11 protein-coding genes are annotated in these 12,159 nt (G+C 63.6%); 5 read left to right on the top strand and 6 right to left on the bottom strand.

Going from position 1 to position 12,159, the window contains the following annotated elements:
• Positions 1–11: 11 nt before the first annotated feature.
• On the bottom strand, positions 12–947 hold the full coding sequence (locus ACZ51H_RS10720; RefSeq protein WP_460986980.1) for a ribose-phosphate pyrophosphokinase: 936 nt from the start codon (positions 945–947) through the stop codon (positions 12–14).
• Between the two features lie 117 nt (positions 948–1,064).
• Between ACZ51H_RS10720 and ACZ51H_RS10715 the strand changes: the two genes are divergently transcribed.
• Together ACZ51H_RS10715 and gltX are read left to right on the top strand one after the other, a co-directional pair.
• Positions 1,065–2,720 (top strand): NAD+ synthase, encoded by a 1,656-nt coding sequence (locus tag ACZ51H_RS10715; RefSeq protein ID WP_464801805.1) that lies wholly within the window; start codon positions 1,065–1,067, stop codon positions 2,718–2,720.
• Positions 2,721–2,724: 4 nt separating this feature from the next.
• On the top strand, positions 2,725–4,050 hold the full coding sequence (gene gltX / locus ACZ51H_RS10710) for a glutamate--tRNA ligase (RefSeq protein ID WP_464801804.1): 1,326 nt from the start codon (positions 2,725–2,727) through the stop codon (positions 4,048–4,050).
• A gap of 22 nt (positions 4,051–4,072) precedes the next feature.
• Here gltX and ACZ51H_RS10705 read toward each other — a convergent pair whose 3' ends face one another.
• From ACZ51H_RS10705 to hemC, 4 genes are all read right to left on the bottom strand, one after another.
• Positions 4,073–4,822, bottom strand: coding sequence for an esterase/lipase family protein (locus ACZ51H_RS10705; protein WP_464801803.1), 750 nt, complete (start codon positions 4,820–4,822; stop codon positions 4,073–4,075).
• 115 nt (positions 4,823–4,937) lie between these two features.
• Positions 4,938–5,825: a hypothetical protein gene (locus tag ACZ51H_RS10700; RefSeq protein WP_464801802.1), complete on the bottom strand. Its 888-nt coding sequence runs from the start codon at positions 5,823–5,825 to the stop codon at positions 4,938–4,940.
• Positions 5,826–5,835: 10 nt separating this feature from the next.
• Positions 5,836–6,504 (bottom strand): uroporphyrinogen-III synthase, encoded by a 669-nt coding sequence (locus ACZ51H_RS10695; RefSeq protein ID WP_460986975.1) that lies wholly within the window; start codon positions 6,502–6,504, stop codon positions 5,836–5,838.
• Positions 6,501–7,439, bottom strand: coding sequence for a hydroxymethylbilane synthase (gene hemC / locus ACZ51H_RS10690; protein ID WP_464801801.1), 939 nt, complete (start codon positions 7,437–7,439; stop codon positions 6,501–6,503). Before hemC ends, ACZ51H_RS10695 begins: the two co-directional genes overlap by 4 nt.
• Before the next feature lie 44 nt (positions 7,440–7,483).
• On the opposite strand from hemC, the gene tsaD reads away from it, so the two are divergent.
• The 3 genes from tsaD to ACZ51H_RS10675 are packed head-to-tail and all read left to right on the top strand — an operon-like array spanning position 7,484 to position 11,058.
• Positions 7,484–8,518: a tRNA (adenosine(37)-N6)-threonylcarbamoyltransferase complex transferase subunit TsaD gene (tsaD, locus tag ACZ51H_RS10685; protein ID WP_464801800.1), complete on the top strand. Its 1,035-nt coding sequence runs from the start codon at positions 7,484–7,486 to the stop codon at positions 8,516–8,518.
• Entirely contained in the window at positions 8,515–9,486 is a 972-nt protein-coding gene (locus ACZ51H_RS10680) for an NAD(P)H-dependent glycerol-3-phosphate dehydrogenase (RefSeq protein WP_464771488.1), read from the top strand. The genes tsaD and ACZ51H_RS10680 overlap by 4 nt, the downstream gene beginning before the upstream one ends.
• Before the next feature lie 48 nt (positions 9,487–9,534).
• A complete protein-coding gene (locus tag ACZ51H_RS10675) occupies positions 9,535–11,058 on the top strand; it encodes a lipopolysaccharide biosynthesis protein (protein ID WP_464771487.1) in 1,524 nt (507 codons plus the stop codon).
• A gap of 61 nt (positions 11,059–11,119) precedes the next feature.
• Here ACZ51H_RS10675 and ACZ51H_RS10670 read toward each other — a convergent pair whose 3' ends face one another.
• On the bottom strand, positions 11,120–12,124 hold the full coding sequence (locus ACZ51H_RS10670; protein ID WP_464801799.1) for an adenosine kinase: 1,005 nt from the start codon (positions 12,122–12,124) through the stop codon (positions 11,120–11,122).
• Between the last annotated feature and the right edge of the window lie 35 nt (positions 12,125–12,159).

Genomic DNA, 12,159 nt, shown 5'->3' with positions numbered 1-12,159 from the left:
AACTTTTGCGCTTAGTCGAACAGGCTGGAAACCGAGCTTTCGTCCGCAATCCGCTTGATCGCTTCGCCCAGCAGCGGGGCGATCGGCAGGTGACGGATGCTCTTGGCAGTGCACACCGTGTCCGTGCCCTGGATCGAATCGGTGATCACGAGTTCCTTGAGTTCCGACGCCTCGACGCGCGCAACCGCGCCGCCCGACAGCACGCCATGGCTCACATAGGCGACCACATCCTCTGCCCCTGCGGCCTTCAGCGCTCCGGCCGCGTTGCACAGCGTACCGGCCGAATCGACGATATCATCGATCAGGACGCAGAAGCGGCCCTTCACGTCGCCGATGATGTTCATCACTTCCGATTCGCCCGCGCGCTCGCGGCGCTTGTCGACGATGGCGAGCGGGGCGTTGTCCAGCCGCTTGGCCAGCGCACGGGCGCGCACCACGCCGCCGACGTCCGGCGACACGACCATCAGGTTGCGATCACCAAAGCGCGCCTGGATATCCGCCGACATCACCGGTGCACCAAAGAGGTTGTCGGTCGGAATGTCGAAAAAGCCCTGGATTTGCCCAGCATGCAGATCAACCGACAGCACGCGGTCAGCACCCGCCGTGGTGATGAGGTTCGCCACCAGCTTGGCCGAGATCGGCGTGCGCGGGCCGGGCTTCCGATCCTGCCGGGCATAGCCGAAATAAGGAACCACCGCAGTGATTCGCTTGGCCGACGCGCGCTTCAGCGCATCGATCATGATCAGCAATTCCATGAGATTGTCGTTAGTCGGATAAGCCGTCGACTGAATGACGAACACATCCTCGCCCCGGACATTCTCGTGAATTTCCACGAAAACTTCCTCATCCGCGAAGCGGCGGACGCTCGCATCGGTCAGCGGGATCTCGATATAATCTGCAATTGCGGCCGCAAGCGGCTTGTTCGAATTGCCGGTCATGAGTTTCATGGCCAAACCCCTGTGACGATTGGATGACGGTGCGCGAAACGCGGCCCCTTTAGCCGCGCTTGCCCTCACTGGAAAGGCGCTTTTGCGCAGGGGGGCAAAATGCACTAGGGCGCGGGCATGACCGACAAACTCGTGATCGCCCTTGCCCAAATGACACAGAGCGTGGGCGACCTGAAGGCCAATGCGGACGCGATGCTCGAATGGCGGGCGCGCGCGGCCGGTGCCGACCTCATCGTCTTTCCCGAGCTCCAGCTGATCGGCTACCCGCCCGAAGACCTGGTGTTGAAGCCCGCACTGGTCGATCGCGCCAACCATGAACTGGATCGTCTGGCCCAGGCGACAGCGGACGGCGGCCCCGCGATGCTGGTCGGCACCGTAGTCGCCTCCCAAGGCGTATTGTTCAACGTCATCGCCCTGTTGGAAGATGGGGCCGTTACCGCCATCCGCCAGAAGCGCGAGCTGCCCAATTACGGCACATTTGACGAAAAGCGTCTGTTCGCGCCCGGCCCGCTACCCGCGCCGATCGACTTCCGTGGCGTGAAGATCGGCGTGCCGATTTGCGAAGATATCTGGTTCCCCTTCGTCACCGCGCATCTGCGGGCGGAGGGGGCGGAAATCCTCATCAGCCCCAATGGCAGCCCGTTCGAAGTCGACAAGGACGACCGCCGCATCAACGCCGTCGCTGGTACGCGCGTGCGTGAAACCGGCCTGCCGCTCGTCTATCTGAACCGCGTCGGCGGCCAGGATGAACTGGTGTTCGACGGCGCGTCCTTCGTCATGGGCGCCGACCGCGGCATCGCTCACCAACTCCCTGACTGGGAGGAAGCGCTCGTCCTCACCCATTGGGAAAAATGGGAAGGCCAGTGGGTCTGCATTCCCGGCGAGCGGCACGAACTCGATAGCCGCCCCGCCGATATCTACAATGCGATGGTGCTGGGCCTGCGCGACTATGTGAACCGCAACGGCTTCCCCGGCGTCGTCCTCGGCCTGTCAGGCGGCATCGACTCAGCGCTGTCCGCAGCGGTGGCCGTGGACGCCCTGGGGCCGGAGCGCGTCTGGAGCGTCATGATGCCGTCGCGCTTCACCAGCCAGGACAGCCTGGACGATGCCGTCGAATGCGCTCGCTTGCTCGGCATCCGCTACGACACGATCCCGATCGAGCCTGCCGTGGCGGCCTTCGACATGATGCTGGCCGATGCTTTCGCGGGGCGTCAGCGTGACCTTACCGAAGAAAATCTCCAGTCCCGCATTCGTGGCGTGACGCTCATGGGCCTGTCCAACAAGTTCGGCCACATGCTGCTGACCACCGGCAACAAGAGCGAGATGTCGGTCGGCTACGCCACCATCTATGGCGACATGGCAGGCGGCTATTCGGTGTTGAAGGACGCCTACAAGACCACTGTCTTCGACCTCAGCCGTTGGCGCAACGAGCATGTCTCTTCGCTTGGCCTTGGCCCATCCGGTCCGGTAATGCCCGAACGCGTGATCACGAAGCCGCCGAGCGCGGAATTGCGGGACGATCAGAAGGACGAAGACAGCCTCCCTCCCTATGAGGTGCTGGACCCCATCCTGTATGGCCTGGTGGAGGAGGAGCTGTCGGTGGAAGAGCTTGTCGCGCGCGGCTTCGACAAGGATGTGGTCGCCCGCATCGAACGCCTGCTCTACGTCGCCGAATATAAGCGCCGCCAATCTCCTCCCGGCGTCAAGCTCGGCATGCGCAATTTCGGGCGTGATCGCCGTTATCCGATCACCAACGCTTTCCGGACCCTTTAAGCTCATGACCGTCATCACCCGCTTTGCCCCGTCGCCGACCGGCAACCTTCATGTCGGCAATATCCGCGCCGCGCTCCACAACTGGCTTTGGGCGCGCAAAAGCGGCGGCAAGTTCCTCCTGCGCCTGGACGACACCGACCTTGAACGATCCCGCGCGGAATATGCCGACGCGATCCGGGCGGATTTGTCCTGGCTCGGCCTGAACTGGGACGGGGAGGAGAGGCAGTCGGATCGCTTCGCCCTGTATGAAAGCCGGTTCGAGCAGTTGAAGGCGTCGGGTCATGTCTATCCGGCCTATGAAACGAGCCAAGAACTGGAGCTGCGCCGAAAGGTCCTGCTCGGCCGGGGCCTTCCGCCGGTCTATGACCGCGCCGCCCTGTCGCTGACGGCCGATCAGATCGCCGCCTATGAAGCCGAAGGCCGCACACCCCATTGGCGCTTCAAGCTCGATCATGATCAGCCGATCGTCTGGACCGACCTTATCCGTGGCGAGCAGCGCTTTGACCCCAAGCTGCTGTCCGACCCGGTGATCCGCCGCGCCGATGGCAGCTGGCTCTACATGCTCCCCTCCGTGATCGACGATGTGGACATGGGCGTAACCCATGTGCTGCGCGGCGAAGATCATGTCTCCAACACGGCGACGCAAATCCAGATGTTCGCCGCTTTAGGGGCCGGGCTCCCCTTCTTCGCGCATGAGGCATTGCTGACGGGTAGCGAAGGCAAGCTCTCCAAGCGCTTGGGCTCGCTAGGCGTCGCCCATTTCCGCGAGATCGGGCTGGAGCCTATGGCTGTCTTGGCGCTACTCGCCCGCCTCGGCACGTCACTGCCGGTAGAGCCATTCGCGAATGTCGAGCCGCTGGTCGAAAGCTTCGACTTCGCGCATTTCGGACGAGCGCCCGCCCGCTTCGATGAAGCGGAACTTGCCGCACTTAACCAGAAGATCGTCCATCTTCTACCCTATGACGCCGTGTCCGGCCGCCTGCCTGCCGGGATGAATGAGGCAGGCTGGAACGCCATCCGGCCGAACCTCGAAAATGTGCGGCAAGCCGCCGATTGGTGGCGCATCGTGACTGGCCCCGTCGAAGCGCCTGCGCCCGACGACGATGATCGCACCTTCCTCGCAACTGCTCGGGAAATGCTGCTGGAGTTGGACTTCAACGCGGACATCTGGCCCTCGCTCACCGGCGCGCTCAAGGAGCGGACAGGCCGCAAGGGCAAAATGCTGTTCCTGCCCCTACGTCGTGCACTCACCGGCCTGGATCACGGTCCGGACATGGCTCAATTCTTGCCGCTGATCGGCAGAGACGAAGCACTCCGCCGCCTGAGTTGAGTCGGGCAGCGCCCTGAGCAGATCAGGCGCGTATGGCTTCCAACGCCTTGCCCACAGCCAATATGCCTTCGGGCGCGACAGCAAAGCCCATATGGGTGCAATCCACCTCGATGGCCCTGTCGCGCTCGCCGTGCCTACCCTTTGCGCATTCCGGCACAATAACCCCGTCGCGCCGCGACCAGAGGGCAATGGTGGGGACCTGCGGCTTTACCTCCCGATTGCAGGCAAAAGGCGGGCAATCGACGGGATGACCCGCTACCAGCTGATAGAGCCGCCAAGCATGATTGGCGCGCGGATCGCCTGAAAAGGGCGTGCCCATGGTGATGACGCCAGCAACTTTCTCCTGCGCGACCTTGGCATATTCTCGTGCGAACAGCCCTCCCAGGCTCCAGCCCACCAGAGTCACTGGTGCATCGGTTTCCTTGCGAATCCTGTCCACTCGCCGGTCGATTTGCTCGAGCGTGTCTGGCCGGGGACCCAGATTGCGTCCCATGTCCCAGCTGTGTGCCCTATATCCCGCAGCCTGAAGGATCGTGCGCATCATCTCCATCCGCTGCTCTGAAGCGAGCAGGCCGGGGATCAGCAGGATGTGGCGCCCATCGCCCTTTATAGCTCGCGACAAGGCACCGGCTCGGGCACGGCTGCGCGCCAGATCGATCGGCATGGAAGCGTTGCCCAGCAAATGCCGCAGCGAAGGCCGCACTGCATCGCTAGGATGCTGCGCTACGCGGCCCTTCCAGAAGCTGGTGATCGAATCGACATAAGGCGGCACGAGAAAACAGTCTCCAAGGCCCGAAGGCGAAAGATGACATTCTCATGACAAATGCACCGCGCGTCCAATGGTTTCGCGCGGCCGTCTCAACGGCTGGTCGATTATGACAGGTTCTTCAGGGCGCGAGGGGCGAGGTTTGGGTGACCGGCCCGCCACTGACGCCGTGCAGCTGGCGCGGTTCCAATATGGCTGCGGTCTCGATCAGGTCGAGCGCCCGTCGTGCTTCGATATAGCGGCGGGCGAACTGCAACCACCTGTCGGCGGCCGCCCTGCCGGGCATTTTCTCCACCTCTGCAAGAGCAGGACCTACCCGCCCCGCATCGATATAACGCAGCGCCCGTTCCATCGCGGCCTCCGGGCGCGGAGAGGGTGTGGACGTCCGCCTGATGGTGACGAGTTCGCGGGCCTCATGCTCCACCGATTCCCACCAGCTCGTTTGTGGCCCGGGCGTCGTCAATTGATCGGCGACGCCGGAAAGTCCGGCGCGCAGGTCGGCAATCGTGACCGGCTCGCGCGCCGCATTGATGATCGTCGCCACGGCGCGCGGCTGCGCCTGACCAAAGCGCAACCTCAATTGCCCTTCGATATAGCCGAGAGGCATTCCGCTATCGAGCGCACGGCGCGCGGCGAAGGCGACCAGCAATCCCTCGGCGCGCGCTGCATTTCCGGACGCTGCCTGAGCCTCTACGGTAATGCGATTGAGCCGATCTTCCAGCTGCACTACCCGTCCGTCCAGCATCTGCGCCGCGTCTGCGGACAGTGGGCGTAGCGCGACGCCGGGGCGCAAATAGGGGTCGGCGGTGGCGACCGACGGTTGCGCGCGATCATTCCACCGGCCCTGAAAATAGAGCATCGTGCCGATGGCAAGCGCGACGCCGATCACAAAGGCAAATAGCAGGGACGCGAAGATCGGCCAGGAACTCCGTTTGCGCGGAGGAACCGGCGGAATCGCCGTGACGCTTGTCGCGCCGCCTTCTTCGCTCATTGAGGACCTTTCTTCCATCTTGGCGGGATCATTCGCACAATCGTGCCGCGAGGGCCAGCATCCTCTCGTCATCGGGCCTGTCGGGCGCTTCGCCGCTGGCCCAGCCGGGGCCGCAGGCCAAAAGAGCCGTCGGGCTGATGGCGATAATAGGGAAATCGCGCCGCCGCTCCGGGGCGATCATTTCTGCAAGGTTGGCGCCCGCACGCGGGGAATGAACCAGCAATATCGCGCCCGGCTCCAGCTGAGGATCAAGCTGCGCCTGCGGCCGCGCGCCGATCGTATAGACGGCCACCCGCTCGATACTCAACTGCCCCGCCTCTATCGGGGCGAGTGTCGTGCCCCCCAGATGCAGCACCCGCCGGTGTCCGTCCGCCGCCATGCGGGCCGCGATGGCGCTGCCATCCTGATCGCCGCTGACGACATTCGCGAAGCCATGCTCTGCCATTGCCTGGGCGGTCGCGCTCCCGACCGCATAGGCGGGTAGCGCCCGGTAACCGACAAGCTGCGATCCGCCGAGCCGCGCAGCCTGCGCGCTGGTCATCAACAGCGCATCGAACCGCTCAGGCGGAGGTGCGTCCCAGCCGATCGGCCGTGCCTCGAACAATGGGCAAAGGCGGGGTAGGAGGCCCAGCTTCCTTGCCCGCGCGGCAGTCTCGCTCGCGCCCGGTTCGGGCCGCAGGATGATGACCGGCCTCACGCCTCGAACAGAGCGCGCAGCTCCGCGCTGGCACGGTCGAGCAGGGAGCGTCCCAGCGCCTCCGCCGCGCTGAGATCGCCGCGTGCGATGATCCTTATGTCCTCCACCCGCTCGCGCCCGTCAGCGCTCAATATCTCGGCAGCGAGACGGATCTCCCCATCCTCCAGCCGGCCCAAAGCAGCGATCGGCGAATGGCACGTCCCGCCCAGCCCTTTGAGGACTGCTCGCTCGGCCAAAACACAATCGAACGTGTCGCTATCGTTGATCCCGGCCAGCAGCGCCTGTATTTGCGTATTGTCGCTCAATGTCTCGATGCCCACGGCCCCCTGCGATGGTGCTGGCAGCATGACGTCAAGCGGGATGCATGTCCCGACGTCCGGCTGCCCCAGCCGGTCGAGCCCCGCCGCCGCAAGCAATGTCGCATGCACCTCCCCGGCGGCAAGCTTCGCCAGCCGCGTCGCGACATTCCCCCTGAACAGCACGACTTGCGCATCAGGCCGCAGCCGCTTGACCTGCGCCGCCCGCCGGGGGGAACTTGATCCCACCACCGGGTTCTCGGGCAGGGCCGCAAAGCTTTCCGCGCCGACCAGCCGATCCCGGACATCCGCGCGGGGCAGCATGGCCGTAATGGTGATTTCGGCAGGTCGGATAGTCTCCACATCCTTCATGGAGTGGACGGCAAAGTCGATTTGACCTTCCACCAGTGCCCGGTCCAGTTCCTTCGTCCACAGCGCCTTGCCGCCGATTTCCGCCAACGCCCGGTCCTGAATCCGGTCGCCGCTCGTCTGGACGATCACCGTCTCGATCGTGTCCGCTGCCCAGCCATGCTGCGCGCAGAGCGCCTCGGCCGTCATGCGCGCTTGCGCCAGCGCAAGGGGCGAACCTCGCGTGCCAAGACGGAGCGGGCGATCAGGCGTGAAAGATTGCAATGTCATATGCCGCTTGCTCTAATATCCGTGGCCATTAGATGGAAGCAGCAATGACGATCATCCTCGGCCTGGAATCTAGCTGCGACGAAACTGCGGCAGCGTTGGTGACGGCTGATGGGAAGATACTCGCCCACCGTCTTGCCACGCAGGAGGAGGCGCACCGCCCCTATGGCGGCGTTGTGCCTGAGATAGCCGCCCGCGCCCATGTCGAGGCATTGGCTCCCCTGATCGAAGCGGCACTTGCCGACGCAGATTTGACCCTGGATCAGGTTGACGTGATCGCCGCGACCGCAGGCCCCGGATTGATCGGCGGCGTGATGGTCGGTCTGGTGACTGGCAAGGCGCTCGCCCATGCCGTCAACAAGCCGTTGGTCGCCGTCAATCATCTCGAAGGCCATGCGCTGTCGCCCCGGCTTGCCGATCCGTCGCTGCAATTTCCTTATCTCCTTTTGCTAGTTTCCGGCGGACATTGTCAGTTGCTCCATGTCCGTGGACCCGGTGACTATGCCCGCCTTGCCACCACGATCGATGATGCCAGTGGCGAGGCTTTTGACAAGACCGCCAAGCTGCTTGGCCTGGGCTACCCCGGAGGTCCGGCGGTCGAGCGGGCTGCGGCAAGCGGCAATCCTAAGGCCGTCCCCCTGCCGCGTCCGCTGGTCGGAACGGCCGAGCCGCATTTCTCCTTTGCCGGGCTCAAGAGCGCGGTAATGCGCGCCGCGCAATCGGGACAATATTCGACCGAAGACATTGCTGCGAGCTTCCAGCAGGCAGTGATAGATTGCCTCGTTGATCGGACTGAAAAGCAGCTTGTCGCGCTGGACGGGATAACCGCTTTGGTCGTTGCGGGTGGCGTTGCCGCCAACCATTCGATCCGCACGGGGCTTCAGGCACTCGCCGCGCGGCATGATCTTCCCTTTGTCGCGCCACCGCTTTGGCTTTGCACGGATAATGCTGCAATGATCGCTTGGGCCGGGGCTGAACGCTATGCAGCCGGTCTGGTCGATGATCTTACCGTTCCAGCCCGGCCGCGCTGGCCGCTGGATCCGGATGCCGAAAAAGCGCGCGGGGCAGGAGTGAAGGCATGAAGGCGGGTGTCATAGGAGCGGGCGCCTGGGGCACGGCCCTTGCGCAAACCCTTTCGTCGCAAGGCGAGGATGTCCGTTTGTGGGCGCTTGAACCGGACGTCGTCAGCGCCGTCAACCAGGATCATCTCAATCCCCTTTATCTTCCCGGGATTCCCCTCAATCCAGCCGTGCAGGCGACGGGGGATATGGCGGACATGGCTGACCGGGAACTGCTGTTGATCGTCAGCCCGGCCCAGCACCTGCGCGCTGTCGTGGCGGGACTCCCTGCCGGTATCCCGCTCATCCTGTGTTCGAAGGGGATCGAAGCTGGCTCCGGCCTGCTGATGTCGGAAGTCGCCAAGCAGGCTCAGCCCAGTTCGCCGATCGGCGTTTTGTCAGGTCCGACCTTCGCACATGAAGTCGCGCGGGGGCTTCCCACTGCCGTCACCTTGGCTTGCGATGATGCCCAGCTTGCCGGGCGTATTGCGGCGCGTGTCGCCCGCCCCGCCTTTCGTCCCTATCTGTCCGATGACATCGTAGGCGCGGAGATTGGCGGGGCCGTCAAGAATGTGCTCGCCATCGCTTGCGGCGTTGCAGACGGAGCGGGCCTCGGCCTGAACGCTCGCGCATCGCTCATCAGCCGAGGCTTCGCCGAAATGACGCGTTTCGGCCTCGCGCGCGGCGCGCGCGCCGAAACGCTCTCGGGCCTTTCAGGGTTGGGTGACCTGGTCCTCACCTGTTCCTCGACCAACTCGCGCAATTTCTCGCTCGGTAAGGGATTGGGCGAAGGCCGATCGGCTGCCGAATTGCTTGCCAATCGCCGCACCGTTGCCGAAGGCGCCTTTACAGCGCCAGTGCTGCGCGAGGCTGCACGCGCGGCCTCTGTCGAAATGCCGGTGGTCGAAGCCGTCTGTGCCCTGCTGGAAGACGCGGCCCCTCTGGGCGAAGTCATCGATGCGCTGCTCGCACGTCCGCTGCGTCCCGAATAATCCATCGCCCTTCGACCATTTATTGTTTACCGTCCGGCAACAGAGAATATGACGCGACAGGGGGATCCACTTTCTTTGCCGACTGAGCAGGCTTCCTCCGCGCAACAGGATGACATCGCGGCGCTTGCCAGAGGTGGCCGGACGAATATCTTCGGCTTTCTTCTGCGCCTGGCTGCTCGCCTCCCTTTCCTTTTCATCGCTGGCCGCTGGTATGGTGCCGATGCGCTAGGCCGTTTCGCCTATGCTGTCCTTGTCGTTGAATTCATCGCGCAACTGGCGACGCTGGGGCTGAAGCGCGGTCTGGCTGGCGCGCTGGCTCAAACCGAGCGTCCGCACGGCCATGTCGTCACGGACGCGATGCTGGTGACGCTGATCGCCGCCTCGTTGGGCAGCTGCATACTGGTTGCCTTCCCTCAAGCGATGTTCCCAAACAGCGGCATCAATGGCCTTGACCGCTTGCTGGCGCTTATCGTGATAGCCGTTGCAGGGTCAGACGTTGCACTCGCCGCCTGTGCTTATCGTTTTGACATAGGGGCAACAGTTCGTGCCCGGTCCATCATAGAACCCTGGGCTATCAGTATCGGCGCTTTCGCCTTCGCCTTTTATTCGACGCGCGATGGCCTGATCCTCTCCTACGTCGTTTCCATGATTGCGGCGTTCGTCGCCTCCATCATCCCCATGACCCGCCACTATGGCATACCCTATGGATGGCGCCCCGACTTCGGGAGGCTTTGGCGTCTCGCGCGCCGTAACTTGCCGCTCGCCGCCGCCGATGGCGTGGAATGGGGATCGCGTCGCCTTGACCTCGCCATTCTGGGCCTGTTCGTCAGTCCCGCGATTGTCGGCGTCTATTATGTGGCGCAGCAGGTCGCCTCATTGCCGCAAAAGCTGAAAACCAGCTTCGATCCCATTCTGGGGCCGGTCATTACCCGCAACCTTGCCGAGGGCAATCTTGCCGCCATTGCGCGGCAGGTCAGCCAGGTGGGCTTCTGGATCATCGCCGCGCAGGCCGGTATCGCCCTTGCGCTGGGCATACCCGGCGAGGCGGTTATGGGGCTAGTCGGGCCGCATTTCGTTGGCGGCACCGGAGCGCTGGCCTTTCTCCTGCTGGCGGAGGTCGTCGCGGCCACTGCCGTAGTCAGCGAATCCGCGCTGGTATATATCGCTCGCCACCGCAACCTGATGATTTCGCTGTTCATGATCGGATTGCAGGCCGCGCTCAGTTTCGGACTCATATTGCTTGCGCGCCGATTTGATTTGCCTCCGATGGCGATAGCAGCGGCACCGGCTCTCGCGCTCACCATCGCGCTGGGGGTTGGCGCGCTGGTGAAGGCGCGCCTTTTGTCTCATCTGCTGAAGGCCAAGGTAAATGCTTGGCGCTGGCCATTGCTTAGCGCATGTGGCGTCGCCTGCATCGTGGGGGCGGCCTTTGTCGCTCTGCCGCCCGCGCTGGAATGGATCGAACTTGTTTTCGGTGTGGGGACGATTTTGGCGGTCTACGGCTTTGTCATTTGGCGATGGGGCTTCGGCCCCGATGACCGGGCCTTGTTCCGGCGCCAGAAAGCCGCCTGACCCAAACTAGGGTTTAAGCGGCTTAGACTTCCCCGTCGATGTGGATGAGCGTTCCGCGGCCTTACCGCCCCAGCTTAGCCCGGATCAGCTTCAGATCCTGTTCCGGTCGCGCGCCCCAATGGGAAATCACTTCGGCTGCGGCTGCTGCGCCCAGTTCGAGGCAATGATGCACGTCCAGTTCCTCGATATGACCGGCAAGGAATCCTGCAGCGAACAGGTCGCCCGCGCCCGTGGTGTCGATCACCTGCGCAATAGGCGCTGCGGGCACCTCGTAGCGAACGCCGTCCACCACAGCGATCGCGCCCTTTTCGCTGCGGGTCGATATCAGCACTGGCACGCGTCCGGCGAATGACGCCACCGCTTTGTCAAAGTCGTCGATCTGCGCCAGCGACTGAATTTCATGCTCGTTTGAAAAGAGGATGTCGATCAACCCCTGATCGATGAGCTGCACGAAATCGTCCCGATGCCGTTCAATGACGAAGCCATCGGACAAGGTGAAGGCAACCTTGCGGCCCGCCCCCTTCGCGGCGTCGATGGCGGCACGCATGGCAGCACGCGGCTGTTCAGGATCCCACAAATAGCCTTCCAGATAGAGGATCGATGCTGAACGGATCAGGTCGAGGTCGAGCGCTGATTCCGGCAGAAACTGCGACGCGCCCAGAAAGGTGTTCATCGTGCGTTGAGCGTCGGGCGTCACCAGGATCAAGCAGCGCGCGGTGGGCACCTCGCCCCCCACCGCTGGCGTGTCATAGCGGATACCGAGGGCGCGCACATCATGGGTGAACACGTCGCCCAACTGGTCGTCGCGCACTTGCCCGATGAAGGCGCAGCGCTTGCCCAGTGCCGCGAGGCCAGCCAGCGTGTTCGCCGCTGATCCACCGCTGACCTCCTTCCCCGCGCCCATATCGGCGTAGAGCGCCTCGGCCGTCTCCGCGTCGATTAGCTGCATCCCGCCCTTGGTCAGCGCATGTTCGGCAAGGAATGCGTCATCGCTGGGAGTAAGCACGTCGACAATGGCATTGCCGATCGCGACAACATCTAGCGAGGGGGCAGCAGCAGCGGTCACGCGATATCCTTACTCAAAGGCTCAAAATCGAGCCG

The organism is Sphingobium sp. TomMM15 (assembly GCF_055397045.1).
The sequence above is the reverse complement of the archived record's forward strand: the minus strand, read 5'-3'. Positions and strand labels throughout refer to the sequence as shown.

Coding starts and splice junctions, on each gene's coding strand:
- ACZ51H_RS10720 (WP_460986980.1), bottom strand. CDS start 947: ATGAAACTCATGACCGGCAATTCGAACAAGCCGCTTGCGGCCGCAATT.
- ACZ51H_RS10715 (WP_464801805.1), top strand. CDS start 1,065: ATGACCGACAAACTCGTGATCGCCCTTGCCCAAATGACACAGAGCGTG.
- gltX (WP_464801804.1), top strand. CDS start 2,725: ATGACCGTCATCACCCGCTTTGCCCCGTCGCCGACCGGCAACCTTCAT.
- ACZ51H_RS10700 (WP_464801802.1), bottom strand. CDS start 5,825: ATGGAAGAAAGGTCCTCAATGAGCGAAGAAGGCGGCGCGACAAGCGTC.
- hemC (WP_464801801.1), bottom strand. CDS start 7,439: ATGACATTGCAATCTTTCACGCCTGATCGCCCGCTCCGTCTTGGCACG.
- tsaD (WP_464801800.1), top strand. CDS start 7,484: ATGACGATCATCCTCGGCCTGGAATCTAGCTGCGACGAAACTGCGGCA.
- ACZ51H_RS10680 (WP_464771488.1), top strand. CDS start 8,515: ATGAAGGCGGGTGTCATAGGAGCGGGCGCCTGGGGCACGGCCCTTGCG.
- ACZ51H_RS10675 (WP_464771487.1), top strand. CDS start 9,535: ATGACGCGACAGGGGGATCCACTTTCTTTGCCGACTGAGCAGGCTTCC.